19 protein-coding genes are annotated in these 18,576 nt (G+C 71.9%); 7 read left to right on the top strand and 12 right to left on the bottom strand.

Annotation, left to right across the window (positions count from 1 at the left end):
* Window positions 1–9: 9 nt before the first annotated feature.
* The gene (rpsB, locus tag HCU73_RS15630; protein ID WP_168624416.1) at window positions 10–792 is read right to left on the bottom strand and encodes a 30S ribosomal protein S2; all 783 of its coding nucleotides are present in this window, start codon (window positions 790–792) and stop codon (window positions 10–12) included.
* Between the two features lie 274 nt (window positions 793–1,066).
* On the opposite strand from rpsB, the gene HCU73_RS15625 reads away from it, so the two are divergent.
* The 3 genes from HCU73_RS15625 (at window position 1,067) to HCU73_RS15615 (ending at window position 3,667) form a co-directional block, all read left to right on the top strand.
* Complete coding sequence (locus HCU73_RS15625; RefSeq protein WP_168624415.1) at window positions 1,067–1,957, top strand: PfkB family carbohydrate kinase; 891 nt, start codon at window positions 1,067–1,069, stop codon at window positions 1,955–1,957.
* Complete coding sequence (locus HCU73_RS15620) at window positions 1,954–2,868, top strand: pseudouridine-5'-phosphate glycosidase (protein WP_168624414.1); 915 nt, start codon at window positions 1,954–1,956, stop codon at window positions 2,866–2,868. Before HCU73_RS15625 ends, HCU73_RS15620 begins: the two co-directional genes overlap by 4 nt.
* An 88-nt stretch (window positions 2,869–2,956) precedes the next feature.
* Window positions 2,957–3,667: a DUF502 domain-containing protein gene (locus HCU73_RS15615; protein ID WP_168624413.1), complete on the top strand. Its 711-nt coding sequence runs from the start codon at window positions 2,957–2,959 to the stop codon at window positions 3,665–3,667.
* A gap of 3 nt (window positions 3,668–3,670) precedes the next feature.
* On the opposite strand, the gene HCU73_RS15610 is transcribed toward HCU73_RS15615, so the two are convergent.
* Window positions 3,671–4,555: a DMT family transporter gene (locus tag HCU73_RS15610; protein WP_168624412.1), complete on the bottom strand. Its 885-nt coding sequence runs from the start codon at window positions 4,553–4,555 to the stop codon at window positions 3,671–3,673.
* A 165-nt stretch (window positions 4,556–4,720) separates the two neighbouring features.
* On the bottom strand, window positions 4,721–6,529 hold the full coding sequence (locus HCU73_RS15605; RefSeq protein WP_168624411.1) for an extracellular solute-binding protein: 1,809 nt from the start codon (window positions 6,527–6,529) through the stop codon (window positions 4,721–4,723).
* Between the two features lie 276 nt (window positions 6,530–6,805).
* Here HCU73_RS15605 and HCU73_RS15600 point away from each other — a divergent pair, with 276 nt between their 5' ends.
* The gene (locus HCU73_RS15600) at window positions 6,806–7,591 is read left to right on the top strand and encodes a 3-hydroxybutyrate dehydrogenase (protein ID WP_168624410.1); all 786 of its coding nucleotides are present in this window, start codon (window positions 6,806–6,808) and stop codon (window positions 7,589–7,591) included.
* 4 nt (window positions 7,592–7,595) lie between these two features.
* Here the strand turns inward: HCU73_RS15600 and olsA are convergent, their stop codons facing one another.
* From olsA to HCU73_RS15585, 3 genes are all read right to left on the bottom strand, one after another.
* Window positions 7,596–8,426, bottom strand: coding sequence for a lyso-ornithine lipid O-acyltransferase (gene olsA / locus HCU73_RS15595; RefSeq protein ID WP_168624409.1), 831 nt, complete (start codon window positions 8,424–8,426; stop codon window positions 7,596–7,598).
* Window positions 8,423–9,193 (bottom strand): L-ornithine N(alpha)-acyltransferase, encoded by a 771-nt coding sequence (gene olsB / locus HCU73_RS15590; RefSeq protein WP_168624408.1) that lies wholly within the window; start codon window positions 9,191–9,193, stop codon window positions 8,423–8,425. Before olsB ends, olsA begins: the two co-directional genes overlap by 4 nt.
* Window positions 9,194–9,341: 148 nt before the next feature.
* Window positions 9,342–9,527 (bottom strand): DUF3553 domain-containing protein, encoded by a 186-nt coding sequence (locus tag HCU73_RS15585; RefSeq protein WP_168624407.1) that lies wholly within the window; start codon window positions 9,525–9,527, stop codon window positions 9,342–9,344.
* Between the two features lie 15 nt (window positions 9,528–9,542).
* On the opposite strand from HCU73_RS15585, the gene HCU73_RS15580 reads away from it, so the two are divergent.
* Window positions 9,543–10,166, top strand: a complete 624-nt coding sequence (locus tag HCU73_RS15580) for a histidine phosphotransferase family protein (protein WP_168624406.1) — start codon at window positions 9,543–9,545, stop codon at window positions 10,164–10,166.
* Between the two features lie 10 nt (window positions 10,167–10,176).
* On the opposite strand, the gene HCU73_RS15575 is transcribed toward HCU73_RS15580, so the two are convergent.
* From HCU73_RS15575 to HCU73_RS15565, 3 genes are read right to left on the bottom strand one after another with little or no spacing between them, the layout of a single operon-like run.
* Window positions 10,177–10,695 carry a gamma carbonic anhydrase family protein gene (locus HCU73_RS15575; RefSeq protein ID WP_168624405.1) on the bottom strand — a complete coding sequence of 173 codons (519 nt, stop codon included), beginning with the start codon at window positions 10,693–10,695 and terminating at the stop codon, window positions 10,177–10,179.
* Complete coding sequence (gene gmk / locus HCU73_RS15570; RefSeq protein ID WP_168624404.1) at window positions 10,692–11,348, bottom strand: guanylate kinase; 657 nt, start codon at window positions 11,346–11,348, stop codon at window positions 10,692–10,694. The genes HCU73_RS15575 and gmk overlap by 4 nt, the downstream gene beginning before the upstream one ends.
* Before the next feature lie 2 nt (window positions 11,349–11,350).
* The gene (locus HCU73_RS15565; protein WP_239025605.1) at window positions 11,351–12,259 is read right to left on the bottom strand and encodes a YicC/YloC family endoribonuclease; all 909 of its coding nucleotides are present in this window, start codon (window positions 12,257–12,259) and stop codon (window positions 11,351–11,353) included.
* Window positions 12,260–12,385: 126 nt separating this feature from the next.
* On the opposite strand from HCU73_RS15565, the gene HCU73_RS15560 reads away from it, so the two are divergent.
* Window positions 12,386–12,910 (top strand): PAS domain-containing protein, encoded by a 525-nt coding sequence (locus tag HCU73_RS15560; protein ID WP_168624403.1) that lies wholly within the window; start codon window positions 12,386–12,388, stop codon window positions 12,908–12,910.
* A 3-nt stretch (window positions 12,911–12,913) separates the two neighbouring features.
* Here HCU73_RS15560 and HCU73_RS15555 read toward each other — a convergent pair whose 3' ends face one another.
* Window positions 12,914–14,293: a class II 3-deoxy-7-phosphoheptulonate synthase gene (locus HCU73_RS15555; protein WP_168624402.1), complete on the bottom strand. Its 1,380-nt coding sequence runs from the start codon at window positions 14,291–14,293 to the stop codon at window positions 12,914–12,916.
* Window positions 14,294–14,466: 173 nt separating this feature from the next.
* Here HCU73_RS15555 and HCU73_RS15550 point away from each other — a divergent pair, with 173 nt between their 5' ends.
* Window positions 14,467–15,444, top strand: coding sequence for a GlxA family transcriptional regulator (locus HCU73_RS15550; RefSeq protein WP_168624401.1), 978 nt, complete (start codon window positions 14,467–14,469; stop codon window positions 15,442–15,444).
* A gap of 3 nt (window positions 15,445–15,447) precedes the next feature.
* Here HCU73_RS15550 and HCU73_RS15545 read toward each other — a convergent pair whose 3' ends face one another.
* Together HCU73_RS15545 and HCU73_RS15540 are read right to left on the bottom strand one after the other, a co-directional pair.
* Complete coding sequence (locus HCU73_RS15545) at window positions 15,448–15,732, bottom strand: hypothetical protein (protein ID WP_168624400.1); 285 nt, start codon at window positions 15,730–15,732, stop codon at window positions 15,448–15,450.
* The gene (locus tag HCU73_RS15540) at window positions 15,729–18,530 is read right to left on the bottom strand and encodes a [protein-PII] uridylyltransferase family protein (protein WP_168624399.1); all 2,802 of its coding nucleotides are present in this window, start codon (window positions 18,528–18,530) and stop codon (window positions 15,729–15,731) included. Before HCU73_RS15540 ends, HCU73_RS15545 begins: the two co-directional genes overlap by 4 nt.
* Between the last annotated feature and the right edge of the window lie 46 nt (window positions 18,531–18,576).

Below are 18,576 nucleotides of genomic sequence, written 5' to 3'. Positions count from 1 at the left end.
CGGGGGGCCTCAGGCCTCCTCGGCCGCCCCGGCCTCGTCGGCGGCCAGAGCCTCCTCGACGGTGCCTTCCTCGAGCGCGCCGATGTCGACGCCGGCGGTCTGCAGCTGCGTCGACATGCCGTCGAGCGCGGCGCGGCTGACGAGGTCGCAGTAGAGCGCGATGGCGCGGGCGGCGTCGTCATTGCCGGGGATGATGTAGTCCACGCCCTCGGGCGAGCAGTTGGTGTCGACCACGGCCACGACCGGGATGCCCAGCTTCTTGGCCTCGAGGATGGCGAGGTCTTCCTTGTTCACGTCGATGACGAACAGCAGGTCCGGCAGGCCGCCCATCTCGCGGATGCCGCCGAGCGAGGCCTGCAGCTTGGCCTGGTCGCGTTCCATGCCGAGCCGTTCCTTCTTGGTCAGGCCCTCGAGGCCGTGCGCGAACTGCTCGTCGATCTGCTTGAGGCGCTGGATCGAGTTCGACACGGTCTTCCAGTTGGTCAGCGTGCCGCCCAGCCAGCGGTGGTTCATGTAATACTGCGCGCAACGCTCGGCCGCGTCGGCGATCGGCTTCTGCGCCTGGCGCTTGGTGCCGACGAACAGGATCCGGCCGCCCTTGGCGACGGTGTCGCGCACGACCTGCAGCGCCTGGTCGAGCAGTTCGACGGTCTGGGTCAGGTCGAGGATGTGGATGCCGTTGCGGTCGCCGTAGATGTACGGAGCCATCCGCGGGTTCCAGCGCTGGGTCTGGTGGCCGAAGTGCACGCCAGCTTCGAGAAGCTGACGCATGGAGAAGTCGGGAAGCGCCATGCCTTGTTCCTTTCCGGTTTGCGCCTGGGGCGGAGGTTCAGGGTTTCCCCAACCGGTGGACACTGCGGGGATGTCTCCCGCCGCAGGCCCGCCTCCGCCTGTGAAGTGAGCGTGCCGTTACGGGGTTTCGGCGCGGAAGGCAAGCCCTTCGCGGGAGGGAGGTGTCGAGGTGGGGGGCGCTGCCCCCCGTCGCCTTTGGCGACTCCCCCCGGAGTACTTCCTAAGCAAAGATGGAGGATGGACGGCGACAGGGGCCGACGCTAGGCAAGGGGCCATGACGCAACGCCCCGATATCCTGTGCATCGGCTCGGTCCTGTGGGACATCATCGGGCGCACCGACCTGCCCATGGCGCTCGGCAACGACAAGCCGGGGCGCATCGTGCAGGTGCCCGGCGGCGTGGCGCTGAACATCGCGATGACGCTGCGCCGCTTCGGGCTGGCGCCGGCGCTGGTGTCGGTGGTGGGCGACGATCCGGCCGGGCGGGAGCTGGTGGCGGCCTGCGAGGGGATGGGGCTCGACTGCGGGGTGCTGACGGTCGACCCGGACCTGCCGACCGACCAGTACATGGCGATCGAGGCGCAGGGGACGCTGGTGGCGGCACTCGCCGATGCCCATTCGCTGGAGGCCGCGGGCGACCGCATCCTTGCGCCGCTGGCCGACGGCCGGCTGGGCAGCGCGGAAGCGCCCTGGGCCGGACCCGTGGCCATCGATGGCAACCTGACCGAGGCGCTGCTGGCCGAGATCGCGGACAGCCCGCTCTTCGCCGCGGCCGACCTGCGCATCGCGCCGGCCTCGCCCGGCAAGGCGGAACGGCTGCGCCCGCTCCTGCGGCACCCGCGCGCCACGCTCTACGTAAACCGGGAGGAGGCGGGCCTCCTGACCGGGACGCGGCCCGCCAACGCCGCCGCGGCGGCCGAGGCGCTGGTGGCGGCCGGGGCGCGGCGGGTGCTGGTGACGGCGGGGGCCGAGATGGCCGTCGACGCGCGGCCGGGCCGCACGCTGACCGCGGTGCCGCCGCCTGTCGAGGCGCGGCGGATCACCGGGGCGGGCGACACCTTCATGGCCGCGCATGTGGCGGCGGAGCTGGGCGGCGCGGGCCCGGAGGAGGCGCTGCAAAGCGCCGTCGCGGCCGCGGCCGCCTATGTGTCGGGAGACCTCGCATGACCCCCCTGCCCCTGCAGCTGTCGCCCGAGGTGGCCGACGCCCGCGCGGCTGGCGCGCCGGTCGTGGCGCTCGAATCGACCATCATCACCCACGGGATGCCCTGGCCGCGGAACCTGGAGACCGCCCATGCCGTCGAGGCCGCGGTGCGGGCGGCGGGCGCCGTGCCCGCCACCATCGCGGTGCTGGAGGGGGTGATCCGCGTGGGTCTGGCCGCGCCCGATCTGGAACGGCTCGCCAAGGCGACCGAGGTCGCCAAGCTGAGCCGGGCCGACCTGGCCGCCTGCCTCGCCCGCGGCGGCACCGGGGCGACGACGGTCGCGGCCACCATGATCTGCGCCGCGCAGGCCGGCATCGGCGTCTTTGCCACGGGCGGGATCGGGGGCGTGCACCGCGGCGCGGAGGACAGCTTCGACATCTCCGCCGACCTGCAGGAGCTCGCGCAGACCCGCGTCAGCGTGGTGGCCGCCGGGGCCAAGGCGATCCTCGACCTGCCCAAGACGCTGGAGGTTCTGGAAACCCTCGGCGTGCCGGTGATCGCGGTGGGGCAGGACGGGTTTCCCGCCTTCTGGAGCCGCGAGAGCGGGCTGCCCGCGCCGCTGCGCATGGACGACCCGGCGATGATCGCGCGGGCCCACGGCTTGCGCGCCGCGCTCGGCCTGCCGGGCGGGCAGCTGGTGGCGAACCCGATCCCCGAGGACGCCGAGATCCCCGCCGCCACGCTGGCCCCGCTGATCGCCGAGGCGCAGCGCGAGGCCACCGCGCGCGGCATCAGCGGCAAGGCGGTGACGCCCTTCCTGCTGCAACGGCTGTTCGAGCTAACCCAGGGGCGCACGCTCGAGGCCAACATCGCGCTGGTCCTGAACAATGCGCGGCTGGCCGCGGCCATCGCACGGGCGCTGGCCGCGACCTGAGGCGCCGCGCCGCTTGTGCGGCCGGGGACAGCGGCTTACATAGAACAGGCCGGGGGGCAGGCCCCCACGCCCAGACCCGAAGACCCGCATGCAACTGCCCGAAACGCCCCCGCCGCCGCGCCGCGGCGTCCTGTCTTCGCTCCGGTCGAACTTCCTGACCGGCCTGATCGTGATCGCGCCGATCGGCATCACGATCTGGCTGATCTGGTCGCTGTTCGGGTGGATCGACAGCTGGGTGCTGCCCTTCATCCCCACGGCCTACAACCCGGTGCACCTGATCCGGGAATACACCGGCCTCGAGGTCGACATCCGCGGGCTCGGGGTGGCGACGTTCCTGGTGTTCACCATCCTGGTGGGCTGGGTCGCCAAGGGGTTGATCGGGCGGTCGCTGATCCGCTGGGCCGAAAGCCTGGTGTTGTCGATCCCGCTGATCCGGTCGCTCTACTCGGGGCTCAAGCAGATCGTCGAGACGGTGCTGCAGCAGGGCCAGCAGAATTTCGAGAAGGCGTGCCTGGTCGAGTACCCGCGCAAGGGGATCTGGGCCATCGCCTTCATCTCGACCCATGCCAAGGGCGAGATCGCGCAGCGGCACGGGCCCGAGGAGATGATCTCGGTGTTCCTGCCGACGACGCCGAACCCGACCTCGGGCTTCCTGCTCTACCTGCCCAAGAAGGACGTGATGGTGCTCGACATGACGGTCGAGGACGCGGCCAAGCTGATCATCTCGGCGGGGCTGGTCTACCCGAACGGCGAGAACCCGGCCGTCCCGCCGCAGAAACTGCCCGACGCGGCCGAGTAGCGCTCAGGCCGGCGCACCCGGCACCGCCGCGCCCCGCCGCGGCCGGATCGCGCTGAGCGCCATCGCCGCGAGGATGACGAGGCCCCCCGCCAGCGTCGCCCGGCTGGCCGTCTCGCCCAGCACGAGCCAGACCCAGAACGGCGCCAGCATCACCTCGAGCATGGTGAACAGCGTCAGCTCGGCCGCCGGCACCGCACGGCTGCCCAGCGTGTAGAGCACCATGCCCCCCGCCAGCGTCACCGCCCCCATGCCGAGCGACCAGCCCGCGTCGGGCAGGGTGACGGCCAGCGTGCCGCCGGCGAGGCCGGTCATGGCCGCCGCCGCGATCATGGAAAAGACGCCGCCGAGGACCACGCCGGGCAGCGGGTCGCGGATGCCGCCCCGGCGCAGCGTGACGGTGAACACGGCAAAGCCCGCGGCGCTGGACAGCGCGGCGAGGTTGCCCGCCAGCGCCCCGCGGTCGAGCCCGCCCCAGACCATCACCGCGATGCCGAGCGCGGCCACCCCGATGGAGGCCCAGGTGCGCGCCGGCACGCGCTCGCCCAGCACCGCCCAGGCCAGCAGCGCGGTCAGGAAGGGCGAGGCGGCGAACAGGAACACCGCGTTGGCGATGGTGGTGGACTGGATCGCGTAGACCGCGCCGCCGAAGGCGAAGATCAGGCCGAGCCCGCCGATCACCCCGTCCCGCCCCGCGCCGAGGATCGCCGCGACCAGGCGCCCCCGCCCCCGGACCGCGATGAACAGGGCCAGCACCGGCAGCATCCCCAGCGAGCGCCAGAACAGGATCGCCCAGGGGTCTGCCGCCTCGATCTGGCGAAAGGCGAGGCCCTGCAGCGACCACAGGAGCGCCGCCGCCATCACCAGCGCCGCGCCGGTTCCATATCGCATCTGGGCTGTCCCGCATCCGCCTGCCGTTCCGCCCTTCTGGCGCCGGACGGCCGGCCCTGTCGCGCCGGGAAGCGACCCGTGCGCCCGCCGTTTTCGGCGCATGGGGCCCGGGCAGCGAAACGGCGCCCGAAGGCGCCGTTCCCCCGTGTCAGACCTGGGCCCGGGTCACTGTTCGACCCACCAGACGTCGGGCTGCCAGCCGATCCAGTCGCCGTAGATCGGGATCGTCTCGGGGTAGTGCAGCTCGGCGTTGTAGGCGATGCGGCTGAAAGGGTTGTGCCAGAACGGCACCACGTAGCGCATCGAGGTCAGCACCCGGTCGAGCGCCTGCACCGCGGCCACGTAGTCGTCCTGGCTTTCCGAGGTCAGCATCCGCCCGATCAGCCCCTCGATCGCCGGGTGGCAGGCGCCCATCAGGTTGCGCGAGCCGGGCGTGTCGACCACCTCGCAGCCCCAGTAGCTGTACTGCTCGTTGCCGGGCGACAGCGACAGGCCGTAGCGCTCGTAGATCATGTCGAAGTCGAAGGCGTCGCGGCGTTCGCGGAACTGGGCCGCATCGACCCGCGTCACCTGCACCGCGATCCCGAGCCGCATCAGCGCCTCGGTGTAGATGTTGACGATGGCGTCGTTCTCGGACGACCCCGTCTGCAGCAGGATCTCGAAGGTGAAGGGCGCCCCCTCGGGCGTGGTCATCACCCCGTTCTGCACCGTGTAGCCCGCGGCGGCCAGCGCCTCGAGCGCGGTGGCGATGCCCTGCCGGTTGCGCTCGGTGCCGTCCGAGACGGGCATGACGTAGCCCTCGATCGCGCCGGGCAGGAGGACCTGTTCGTATTCCGCGAGGAACTCGGCCACGCGCCCCTCGGCCGGGCCCGGCCGCATCGCCAGCGGCGAGTTGGCAAAGTACGAGGTGATCCGCGGATCGACGCCGGCGTTCAGCGTCTGGTTGATGAATTCGGCCGGAAAGGCCTGGATCATCGCCTCGCGCACCCGCCAGTCGGAAAACGGCGCGTCGCGGGTGTTCATCACGAGGCCGGTCATGCCCGACGGGCGCTGGTGCGGCACCTCGGACAGCACCACCTCGCCCGAGCGGACGCGGGGGAAGTCGTAGTTGGTGGCCCAGGCCTGCGCCGAGGTCTCGCGCATGGTGGTCAGGATGCCGGCGGTGAAGGCCTCGAACATCGCGGTGCCGTCGGCGAAGAACTCCATCCGGATCTCGTCGATCACGTTGGTGCCCCGGCGGAACGGCAGGTCGGCGCCCCAGTAGTCCGGGTCACGCCGCAGCGACAGGAAGCGGCCCGCCTCGAAATCATCGACGACGTAGGGCGCGGTGGTGATCGGGATCACGTCGAGCCCGGACGCCTCGAAGTCGATCCCCTCCCACTGCGCGGCCTGGAGGATCGGGCGCAGGCCCATGATCATGGCCAACTCCCGGTCGGGTTCGGCGAAGGTGATGCGCACGCCGCGCTCGCCCACCGCCTCGATCCCCGACACCCGCGTCCAGGCGCCCAGGTAGCGGGGGTGGCCGACGGTGCCGAGGGTCTCGAAGGACCAGATCACGTCGGTGACGGTGACGGGGCTGCCGTCCGAGAATCGGGCCTCGGGGCGCAGGGTGAATTCGACCCAGGAATTGTCCTCGGCCACCTCGACCGATTCGGCGAGCAGGCCGTAGAGGGTGAAGGGCTCGTCCCAGCTGCGGCCCAGCAGCGATTCGTAGGCCAGGTGCCGGAGCTGCCAAGGCACCGAGCCCTGCCGGATATGCGGGTTGAGGCTGTCGAAGGCGCCCACCTCGCCGGTCACGATGCGCCCGCCGGTGGGCGCGTCGGGGTTGGCGTAGGGCAGATGGGTGTAGTCCGGCGGCAGCGCCGGCTCCCCATACATTGCGATGCCGTGGACCGGCTCCGCCATACCTGCCCCGGCGAGCCCCAGCGACAGGAGCACGCCGGTCAGCGCGGATCTGAAACATTTCGTCGTCATTCGGGAACAATCCCCCCCTGCCTCAACATTCGTTGGTGCCGAGGCTATCTGCGGCGCTTTTTCTTTTCAAACTTTTCGGTTGGACATCGGCCAACCCATTGCTTATAAAGGTGGCACTGCTCGATAGGTTTCTTGCCTGTATGAAACCTGCCTCAATAACTGAACGCCGGCCTCGTGCCGGCGTTTTTTTTGGCGCGGCGGGCCGTCGCCCTCCCCTGTTCTTCTCGCAGCCGCAGCATTAGGGTCGCGGCGACCACAGACGCGAGGAGCATTCCCATGGCCATCACCACCGACCTGTCCGGCAAGACCGCCGTCATCACCGGCTCCAACTCGGGAATCGGTCTCGGCATCGCGCGGGAACTGGCCAAGGCCGGGGCGAACGTGGTGCTGAACAGCTTCACCGACCGCGACGAGGACCACGCGCTCGCCCAAGAGATCGCCGATGTCTGCGGGGTCGAGGCCCGCTACATCAAGGCCGACATGTCCAAGGGCGCCGACTGCCGCAAGCTGATCGAGGAGGCCGGCGTCTGCGACATCCTGGTGAACAACGCGGGCATCCAGCACGTCGCCCCGATTCCCGAGTTCCCGGCCGAGAAATGGGACGCGATCATCGCGATCAACCTGTCCTCGGCCTTCCACACCACCGCCGCCGCCCTGCCCCTGATGCGCAAGGCCGGCTGGGGCCGGGTCATCAACATCGCCTCGGCCCATGGCCTGACGGCGAGCCCCTACAAGTCGGCCTACATCGCCGCCAAGCACGGGATCGTCGGCCTGACCAAGACCACCGCGCTGGAAACCGCCGAGGAGGCGATCACCGCCAACGCGATCTGCCCGGGCTACGTCCTGACCCCGCTGGTCGAGGCGCAGATCCCCGACCAGATGAAGACCCACAAGATGGACCGCGACACCGTGGTGCGCGAGGTCATGCTGGCCCGCCAGCCGTCGAAGGAGTTCGCCACGGTCGAGCAGATGGGCGGCACCGCGGTGTTCCTGTGCTCGGACGCCGCGGCGCAGATCACCGGCACCACGATCAGCGTGGACGGCGGCTGGACGGCGCTCTGACAGCTCAGGCGAGGCGCTCGGGCGGAAACCCGCCCCGCACCTCGGCCTCGGCCATGGCGGCCAGCGTCTTGCGGTCGGGGAAATCGGCCACGCGCAGGGGCGTGTGGTAGACCACCTCGACCCGGCCCTGCCGCCGCACCGCCAGCGACGACAGGATCGCGGGGCCAAGGGGCATGTCGCCCCACCAGCCATAGAAGGTGTCGGCCTCGCCCGGCGGCGGGTGGTAGACCACAGTCACCGGCTGGACCTGCAGCACGTCGCGCAGCCGGTCGGACTGGAAGGCCTGGAACAGCGTCGTCTTGAACGGCAGCACGCGGCGACCGTCGGTCGAGGTGCCCTCGGGGAAGAACAGGAGCCGGTGGCCCGCGCGCAGCCGGTCCTCGAACAGCCGCGTCTGCGCCGCCGCCTGCCGCCGGTCGCGGTCGATGAACACGGTGCCGGTGCCGCGCGCGAGCCAGCCGATGCCCGGCCAGCCCGCCACCTCGGATTTCGCCACGAAGTAGAGCCGCTTGCAGGCGTTCAGCACGAAGATGTCGAGCCAGCTGACGTGGTTGGCCACATAGGCCCCCGGCCCCGTCATCGGCGCGCCGCGCATCTGCAGGCGCAGGCCCAGCACCCGACAGGCCGCGCGGCAGACGAACTGGGTGATGTGGGGCGTCACCGGGCGGTTCAGGCCGCAGATCAGGCGCTCGGGGATGCGCAGGACAAGGAGGAGCGGAAAGCACACCGCCAGCAGCGCCAGGATCGCGGCCCCGCGAAGCCCCACGCGCAGCCAGTCGCCGGGCGCCATCGGCCGCGGCGCGGGTTCTTCCAGCCCGTGCCAGGTCGGGCTCATGCCGCCCCCCGCTGGTAGAGCGCGCGCGCCCGGTCGGGGATGCGGGCGACATCCATCACGAGGCAGACGTCGATGCAGTTGAAGGCCCGGTCGACATAGGCCCCCTGCCCCACGAAGCCGCCCAGCCGCAGATACGCCTTGATCAGCGCCGGGATGCCCCGGATCGCGGCGGGCCGGTCCAGCGCGGCCTCGGCGACCAGGTCCATGCGCTGGAACCCGTCCGCCCGCGCCACCGGGCGCAGCTCGGCCGGGGCCAGGTGGCGGTGGTGCAGCAGCGACAGGGGCCCCGCCAGCGGCGCGGGGTCGAGCCCGTGGAAGCTTGCCACGCCGAACATCACCTCGATCCCGCGCGCGGCGATGTAGTCGGCCAGCCCCGCCCAGAGATGCATCATCGCCGTCCCGCCGCGGTAGTCGCGGTGCACGCAGGACCGGCCGAGTTCCAGCAGACGCCGCCCCGAGGCGCGCAAGGGCGACAGGTCGTATTCGTCCTCGGAATAGAACTGCCCGGCCGCTGCCGCCCCCGCCTCGGTCATCACCCGGTAGACGCCGACGACGCGGTCGCCCTCGGGCCGGCGCAGGTCGCGCAGGAGCAGGTGGTCGAAATGCGCGTCGAAGCGGTCGGCCTCCAGCCGCGCGTCGTGGTCCACCATCGGCCCGTCGCCGCCGAGTTCCGCCACGAACACCTCGTAGCGCAGGCGCTGCGCCGCATGGAGATCGGCCTCGCTGCCGGCGAGGCAGAGCTCGAAATGGCTGTCGTCGATCTGCATCTGCGCCCCGCGCGCGGCTGGCTGTGCCCCGTGAGATGCGCCTTTAGCAGCCCCGCGCGGGCTTGCAAACCGCCGCCGCCGCCGCGTTAAACTCGTGTTAACCGGGCCGTGCCACGGTCGGGGCATCCGCAGGCGAGGACGAGATGGCTCAATCGAGGAAGGCAAGCACCAGCGCCACGTTGCGCGCGTCGAGCACGAGCTTGCCCTCGTTCTCGAAATTCACCGTGACCTTGCCGCCGACGTTCGACTGCACCTGGCCCAGCCCCCAATCGGGCCGGTCGGGGGCGCGCACGAACATGCCCGGCTCCAGGATCGCGCTCAGATCGTCCGGCATGGAAAGGCCCGCCCCATGAATGACCAGTCGCCGCATGGCGCCCAGAGCCTCGCCGACCTGATCGGCTCGCGGCTCTGCCACGACCTCGTAAACCCGCTGGGCGCGATCGGCAACGGGGTGGAACTGCTGGAGATGACGGGCTCGGTCCGCGGCCCGGAAATGGAGCTGATCCGCGACGCGGTGCGCGATGCGCAGGCGCGGATGCGATTCCTGCGCATCGCCTTCGGCGCCGCGGGGCCGGCGCAGGTGCTCGGCGCGCGCGAGGCCCGCCAGACCGCCGAGGCGCCGTGGCAGGGCGCGCGCCTGTCGGTCGACTGGGGCGTGGGCGCGGACCTGCCCCGGCTGCAGGTGAAACTCGGCTACCTGATGATCCTCTGCGCCGAGACCGCGCTGCCGATGGGCGGCACGGTGGCGTTGCGCACCGACCCCGGCGGCCAGTGGCGGCTCGAGGCCACGGGCCCGCGCGTCGCGCTGGACGAGGCGCTGTGGTCGGTGCTGCGCTTCGGCATGGGCGCGGCGGGCCGCCGGCTGCGCGCGGCCGAGGCGCAGTTCGCCGCGCTCCACGCCGCGGTGACACCGCTCGACCTGACGGTGAACTACGTCGCGCGCGAGGACGGGCTGGCGATGTCGACCGCCTGAGCCCCCGGGCTCAGACCGGCACCAGCCCCTCGCGGAACCGCCGCATCCGGGCGCTGTAATGGGCGGCCGAGGCCAACAGGCGGGCCTTTGCCGCCTCGTCGAGCTCGCGCACCACCTTGCCGGGCATCCCCATCACCAGCGACCCGTCGGGGATCACCTTGCCTTCGGGGATCAGCGCCATCGCCCCGATCAGGCAGCCCTTGCCGATCACCGCGCCGTTCAGGATCGTGGCGCCCATCCCCACCAGCGACCCGTCGCCGATGGTGCAGCCATGCAGCATCGCCTTGTGCCCGATGGTGCAGTTCTGCCCGATGGTCAGGGGAAAGCCCATGTCGGTATGGAACACGCAGTTTTCCTGCACGTTCGACCCGGCGCCCACGCGGATCTCCTCGTTGTCGCCGCGGAGCGTGGCGCCGAACCAGACGCTCGCGCCCGCCTCCAGCACCACGCGGCCGATGACGTTGGCGGACGGCGCGACCCAGGTGTCGGCGTCGATCTGCGGCGCGAGGCCGTCGAGGGCGTAGATCATGGCTGGTCCTCCAGGAATTCGTCGTGCAGCCGGCGCACATGGCCCGCCAGCCCCGGCTGCTGGGCGCGGCGCAGGCGTTCCGCGGTCACGATGGTGCGGAGCCGGTCGAAGGTCGCGTCGAGGTCGTCGTTGACCAGCACGTAGTCGTAGCCGTCCCAGTGGCTGATCTCGTCCCAGCTTTTCTGCATCCGCTTGGCGATCACCTCGGGCCCGTCCTGCCCGCGGCTCACCAGCCGCCGCTTCAGCTCGGGGATCGAGGGCGGCAGGATGAAGATCGACAGCGTGTGCCGCCCCAGCGCCGAGTTGCGGATCTGCTGCGCGCCCTGCCAGTCGATGTCGAACAGCACGTCGCGGCCCGCGTCGATCGCCTCGGCCACCGGCGCCATGGGCGAGCCGTAGAAATTGCCGAAGACATGGGCGTGTTCCAGCATCGCCCCGTCCGCCACCAGCGCCTTGAAGGCCGGTTCGGTCAGGAAATGGTAGTCCTTGCCGTCCACCTCGCCCGGCCGCGGCGTGCGGGTCGTGGCCGAGACGGAAAAGCTCAGCGTCGGGTCCCAGGCCATCAGCCGGCGCGCCAGCGTCGACTTGCCGGCGCCCGACGGCGAGGACAGGATGATCAGGAGCCCCCGGCGGGGGACTGTCGCGGCAGCCATGCTCACTCCACGTTCTGGACCTGCTCGCGGGTCTGGTCGATGGCCAGTTTGAGGTCAAGCCCGATGGCCGTCAGCGCGGCATCCTGCGACTTGGAACACAGCGTGTTGGCCTCGCGGTTGAACTCCTGCATCAGGAAGTCGAGCTTGCGCCCCACCGGCCCGCCCTCGGCCAGAAGGGCGCGCGCGGCGGCGACATGGGCGCGCAGGCGGTCGATCTCCTCGGTGACGTCGGTCTTGACGGCGAGCAGCGCCACCTCCTGCGCCAGCCGCGCGGGGTCGAGGTCGGCGGTGGCGAGCACCGTCTCGACGGCGGCCCGCAGGCGCGCGGCCTGCGGCTCGGCCCGGGCGGCGGCGGCGGTCCCCGCGGCCTCGACCAGCGCCGCGATGCGGTCCATCTGGCCGGCCAGAACCGCCGCGATCGCCGCCCCTTCCGACAGGCGCATCGCGTCGAAGGCCGACAGCAGCGGCTCGGCATCGGCCATGAGCGTCTCGGCCGCGGGCAGGCCCGGGCCCTCGCCCGGATCGGACAGCCCGCGCAGGGACAGGATCTCGGCCGGGCTGACCGGCGCGGTCGCGACACCCGCCTGATCCGCGGCGGCGCGGATCTGGGCCAGCTGCGCCAGCGCCGCCGCCAGCCGCGCGGGGTCGAGCGCCGCGGCTTGCGCGCCGGTCTCGCGGCTGACGCGCAGGGACAGGGTGACGGAGCCGCGCGTGACCACCTCGGACAGGCGCTTGCGCAGGGGCGCCTCGAGCGCGCCGAGGCCCTCGGGCAGCCGCAGCCGCAGGTCGAGCCCGCGCCCGTTGACCGAGCGCAGCTCCCAGCTCCAGCCATTGCCCTGCCCGTCGCCGCCCTCGCGCGCGGCAAAGCCCGTCATCGAGGCGATCCCGCCCCGCGCGCTGCCGTTAACCATTCGTTAACTCTCCCCCTGCCCGGACCCTTCCCGCCGGTGTAGTCTCGATTGGGTAAGCAATTCGGCCGCAGCGTCAAGGAACCCGCCCCCGGGGGCGCCCCCGCGCCCGGCCGGGAGGGGATGGCGATGGATCGCGCACGGATCGACGAGGCGGGCGGCGCGGCCCTGCCGCCGGGGCTGGCGGCGGTGCTGGGCCACTGGCGCGGGCTGTGCCGGGGCCGCGCGGTGCCCGCGCGCGCCGACCTCGACCCCGAGGCGCTGGCGCCCTGGCTTCCCGATCTCGGGATCGTGGCGCGCGACGCGGGCGGGCGGCTCCGGTTCCGGCTCGGCGGGCGGCGGCTGGCGCGGCTGCTGGGCGGCGAGGCGCGGGGGATGCCGCTCAGGGTGCTGGTCGCGCCCGAGGACCGCGCGCGGCTGGAGGCGCTGGCCAACGCGGCGCTGGATACCCCGCGGGTGGTGACGCTGCGGCTGGCCACGCCCGCGGGCCGCGGCGCGCTGGCGCTGATGCCGCTGGCGGATGGGCAGGGGATGGTGACGCGCCTGCTGCTCTGCCTCGACGGGCTGCCCGCGACGGGCGACACCGCCCGTCACCCTGCAGCCCCACCGAAGGCCGCGCCCGCCCTGCGCGTCATCGCGGGCGGACGCGCCTGAGGATCAGCCGACCGCGCGCAGCGCCTGGCGGCTTTTCTGCAGCTCCTCGGCGACGAGGAAGGCCAGTTCAAGCGACTGCGAGGCGTTCAGCCGCGGGTCGCAGGCGGTGTGGTAGCGCGAGGACAGATCCTCGTCGGTCACGGCCCGCATCCCGCCGGTGCACTCGGTCACGTCCTTGCCGGTCATCTCGAAATGCACCCCGCCCGGCACCGTGCCCTCGGCGCGGTGGATGGCGAAGAACTCCTGCACCTCGCGCAGGATCGAGTCGAAGGGCCGGGTCTTGTAGCCCGAGGACGACTTGATGACGTTGCCGTGCATCGGGTCGCAGGACCACAGCACGTTGGCGCCCTCGGCCTTGACCGCCTTGATCAGCCGCGGCAGGTGGTCGCCCACCTTGCCCGCGCCGAAGCGCGCGATCAGCGTCAGGCGGCCGGGCTCGTTCTCGGGGTTGAGCTTGGCCATCAGGACCTTGAGGTCCTCCTCGGTGGTGGTCGGGCCGCACTTGAGCCCGATCGGATTCAGCACGCCGCGGCAGAATTCCACGTGGGCGCCGTCGGGCTGGCGCGTGCGGTCGCCGATCCAGATCATGTGGCCAGACCCCGCCAGCCACTTGCCCGAGGTGCTGTCGAGCCGGCAGAGCGCCTCTTCGTATTCCAGCAGCAGCGCCTCGTGAGAGGTGTAGAAATCGACCGTCGACAGCTCGTGGTTGGTCTCGCCCGTCAGGCCCGCGGCGGCCATGAAGTCGAGGCTGTCCTGGATCCGGTTCGCCATGTCGCGGTATTTTTCCGCGTCGTCATGGTCGGTGAAGCCGAGCGTCCAGCTGTGCACCCGGTGGATGTCGGCGAAGCCCCCGGTCGAGAAGGCGCGCAGCAGGTTCAGCGAGGCCGCGGCCTGCGTGTAGGCCTGCAGCATCCGCGTCGGGTCGGGGATGCGCGCCTCGCGCGTGGGGGCGATGTCATTGATGATGTCGCCCTTGTAGGACGGCATCTCGACGCCGTTCACCATCTCCATCGGGGCCGAGCGCGGCTTGGCGAACTGGCCGGCCATGCGGCCCACCTTCACCACCGGCACCTTGGCGCCGTAGGTCAGGACCATGGCCATCTGCAGCAGCACCTTGAAGGTGTCGCGGATGTTGTCGGCCGAGAACTCGGCAAAGCTTTCGGCGCAGTCGCCGCCCTGCAGCAGGAAGGCGTCGCCGCGCGCGGCGGCGGCCAGCGCCTTCTTCAGGCGGCGCGCCTCGCCCGCAAAGACCAGCGGCGGATACTTGGACAGCTGCGTCTCGACGGCGGCCAGCGCGGCGGCATCGGGGTAGTCGGGCATCTGCACGCGCGGCTTGGCGCGCCAGTCGGTCTTCGTCCAGGCCGCTCCGGTCGCTCGGGTCATGGCGCTGCACCTCCTTGGCTCTCGTCTCGGGGGCCGCTTATAGGCTGCCCCCGCCGTGCTTCCAATGCCCAAATTCGCCGCCCCCGGGGATTGCACCCGCTGAAAAAACCTGCTTTCGCTCAAGGACCGCCGGGCGACAGGGTGCCCCGCGACGCGTTGGACAGAGGCGACAGATGCCAGAGCACAGCGGCCCGAGGCGGTTTGTCTTCGTCCTGCTGGACCAGTTCACCATGCTGAGCTTTGCCAGCGCGGTGGAGGCGCTGCGCATCGCCAACCGGATGTCGGGCGAGGCGCTCTACACCTGGACGCTGGTCGGCGAGGGCGGCGACGTGGCGCGCTGCTCGGCCGGGATCGGCTTCAAGCTCGACAGCGACCTCGACGAGATCGACCGCGAGGACACGGTGCTGGTCTGCGGCGGCATCGACGTGGCCGCCGCCACCACGCGCAAGGTGCTGTCCTGGCTGCGGCGCGAGGCGCGCAAGGGCGCGGTCATCGGCGGGCTCTGCACGGCGGGCTACACGCTGGCCAAGGCGGGGCTGCTGGACGGCAAGCGCGCCACCATCCACTGGGAGAACCAGGACAGCTTCGCCGAGGAATTCGAGGAGGTGAAGCTGACCAAGTCGGTCTTCGTGGTCGACGGCAACCGCATCACCACCGCGGGCGGCACCGCGTCGATCGACCTGATGCTGAAACTGATCGCGGACGACCACGGCGAGGACCTCGCCAACCTCGTGGCCGACCAGCTGATCTACAGCGCGATCCGCACCGACCAGGACACCCAGCGCCTGTCGATCCCCACCCGCATCGGCGTGCGCCACCCCAAGCTGGGGCAGGTCATCCGCATGATGGAACAGAACATCGAGGAACCGATAAGCCCCGCGACGCTGGCCCGCGACGTCGGCATGTCGACCCGGCAGCTGGAGCGCCTGTTCCGCCGCTACCTCAACCGCAGCCCCAAGCGGTATTACATGGAGCTGCGCCTGTCCAAGGCGCGCAACCTGCTGATGCAGACCGACATGAGCGTCATCAACGTGGCGCTGGCCTGCGGCTTCGCCTCGCCGTCGCATTTCTCGAAATGCTACCGGGCGCATTACAACACCACGCCCTACCGCGAGCGCGGCACCCACGCCTCGGGCAAGGACAAGGGCTGAGCCTCAGCCGCCCGGCACCCGCGCGGCCCGCCCGCCCCGGCGCCGCGGCGCGGGCTCGTCGGCCAGCCCCTCCCGCAGCACGGCGATCATCGGGTGCCCCGCGGGCGCATCGGCGTGACGCGCCAGCAGCGCCCCGAGCGCCGGGCGCGGATCGGCGGCGGCGAGGCTCAAGGCCCAGTCGACGAAGATCGACCGGCATTCCTCGGGGCTGATGCCCTCGATGCGGAAGGCCTCGCGGATCAGCCCCTTGGGGTCGTGCGGGTCCCGGCTGCGGGTGGTGTCGGTCATGGGCTGTCCTGTGGGGTCACTGGGCCGAAGATGGCCTCGATCCTGTCTGCGGCAAGGGCGCGCGTCGCGTCCAGATGCGACGCCAGCGCCCCGGCCGAGGGCTGGCCCGCGACACGGGCGAGGAACTCCTGCCCGCCCGCGCCGATCGTGTCGGGGTCGAGCGCCTCGTCGGTCAGGAGCCGCGCCGCCCCCTGCACGCGCGATTGCAGCGCATGGGTGGCCGCCAGCGCCGCCACGTCCTCGGGCGTGAGCCAGCCGAGCGCCGGGGCATGGGCCAGCTGCGCCGCGGTCGCCCGGTCGGGCGCGCCGGCGGCCAGCGCCACGGCCTGGCCCAGCAGCTCGATGTCCTGCAGCCCCCCGGCCCCGTCCTTGACCGCCCAGGTGCTGCCCGCCCGCCCCGCCGCGGCCAGCCGCGCGCGCATCTCGGCGGCGTCGGCCAGCACCGTCTCCGGCACCGCCTTATCCGCGATGACCGCGCGGCGGATCGCCTCGATCTCGTCGCGGAGCGCGGCGGGGCCGGCCAGCGGCTTGGCCCGGGTCAGGGCCATGTGCTCCCAGGTCCAGGCCTCCTCGCGCTGGTAGGTGCGGAACGACGCGAGCGAGGTCGCCACCGGCCCCTGCCGCCCCGAGGGGCGCAGCCGCATGTCGACCTCGTAGAGCTTGCCCGCGGCCGTGGGCGCGGACAGGGCCGTGATCAGCGTCTTGGTCGCCTTGGCGTACCAGCCGCGCGGGTCGAGCGGGCGGCGGCCCTCGCTCATCTCGGCGTCGGCGGGGTCGTAGATCACGATCAGGTCGAGGTCCGAGCCCGCGCTCATCCGCCCCGAGCCGAGGCTGCCCATGCCCACCACCGCCCCGCCCCGGCCCGGCGCGGGCCCGTGGCGGCGGGCGATCTCGGCGCAGACCGCCGGCCAGAGCCCGGCCAGCACGGCCTCGGCCAGGTCGGTGTAGTGCGCCGCGGCCTCCTCGGGGTCGATCAGGCCGCGCAGCTGGTGCACGCCGATGCGGAAATGCCAATCCTTGTGCCAGCGGCGGGCAAGGTCCAGCTGCTGCTCGTAGTCGCGGCCCGCCAGCAGGCGCGACAGCTCCCGCGACAGCCCGCTCGCGCCGGGCCAAGGCGCGAAGAAGCGGCCGTCGAGCACCGCGTCGAGCACGCCCGAGTTGCGGCTGAGGTAGCGCGACAGCCCCGGCGCGGTGGCGCAGATGTCGACGATCAGGTCCACCAGCGGCGGGTTCGCCTCGAACAGCGAGAACAGCTGCACGCCAGCGGGCAGCCCCTTGAGAAAGCCGTCGAAATTCGACAGCGCCTCCTCGGGCCGCGCGGCGCGCTGGAAGCGGTGCAGGAGCTCGGGCTTCAGCCGCTCGAAGATCGCCTGCCCGCGTTCCGAGCGCAGCGCCGGGTAGCTCGGCCAGCGCGCGACGATCTCGGCCTGCGCGGGCGGGATCTCGGGGCCGTGGCGGCGCTCGCCCTTCATCGGCTGGAAGAAGTCGCCGGCCAGCTGCTCGACCCGGCGCAGCCGTTCGGCCAGACGGGCGCGGAAGGCCCGCGTGTCGCCCTCGCCGCAGAGCCGCGCCAGCCGGTCGAAGCCTTCGTCGGATTTCGGCAGGCTGTGGGTCTGGGCGTCGTCGATCATCTGCACCCGATGCTCGATCTCGCGGTGATGGGCGTAGAGCTCGGCCAGCTCGGCGGCGACGCCATCCTCGATCCAGCCCGCCCGCGCCAGCGCCGCCAGCGCCTTGACCGTGCGGCGCGACCGGAGCGAGGGGTCGCGGCCGCCGGCCACCAGCTGCCGGGTCTGGGCAAAGAACTCGATCTCGCGGATGCCGCCGGCGCCGAGCTTGAGATTGTGACCCTCAAGTTTAAGATCGCCGTGCAAGCCCTTGTGATCCCTGATCCTCTGCCGCATGTCCATGGTGTCCTGCACCATCGCGAAGTCGAGGTGCCGGCGCCAGACGAAGGGTTTCAGCGTCTCGAGGAACCGCTCGCCCGCCGCGATGTCGCCCGCCGCCGGCCGCGCCTTGATGTAGGCCGACCGCTCCCACGACCGGCCCTCAGCCTCGTAGTAGCGCTCGGCCGCCGTAAGCGAGATGCAGACCGGTGTCACGCTCGCGTCGGGGCGCAGCCGCAGGTCGGTGCGGAACACGTAGCCCTCGGAATTGGTGTCGCCGAGCGTGGCCGCCAGCCGCCGGGTGGCCCGGATGAAGCCCGCGCGCGCCTCCATCGCGTCGGCGGCATCGAAGCGTTCGTCGTCGAAAAAGCAGATCAGGTCGATGTCGGAGGAATAGTTCAGCTCCCCCGCCCCCATCTTGCCCATGGCCAGCGCGACCATGCCCGCCCCGTCGCGGCGGGCGTCGTCCTCGGTCATGCCGGGCAGCTTGCCGCGCCGCGCCTCGGCCGCGACATGGGCGACAAGCGCCGCGCCGAGGCAGGCGTCGGCGAAATCCGTCCAGGCCTGCGTGACCGTGTGCAGCGCCCAGAGCCCGCCCAGGTCGGCCAGCGCCACGACCAGGGCGGCGCGGCGTTTCAGGCGCCGCAGGCCGCTGTCGAGCTCGGCTGGCTCCAGCCCGGCGGCCTCGGCGATCAGGTCGGTGATCGTGTCCTCGGGCGGGTCCGCGAGGGCATGGGAGAGCCAGTGCGCCTCCTTGCGGATCAGGCCGGCGAGGTAGGGGGACGATCCCGCGGTGCCCTCGATCAGCGGGCGCAGTTCGGGGGCCACGTCGTGCAGCGCGGCCCAGGCCTCGGCCCCGCGGTCGGGGACATGCGGGATCGGGTGGCGGGTCAGGCGGGATGCGAAGCTCATGGGGGCATTAGGCCGGAGTGGTTGCAAAGGTCAATCGAGGCGCGGC

The organism is Roseicyclus persicicus (assembly GCF_012395815.1).
GTDB classification, from domain to species: domain Bacteria; phylum Pseudomonadota; class Alphaproteobacteria; order Rhodobacterales; family Rhodobacteraceae; genus Roseicyclus; species Roseicyclus persicicus.
Note: the sequence above shows the minus strand (reverse complement) of the source record. Positions and strands in the feature narration are given on the sequence as shown.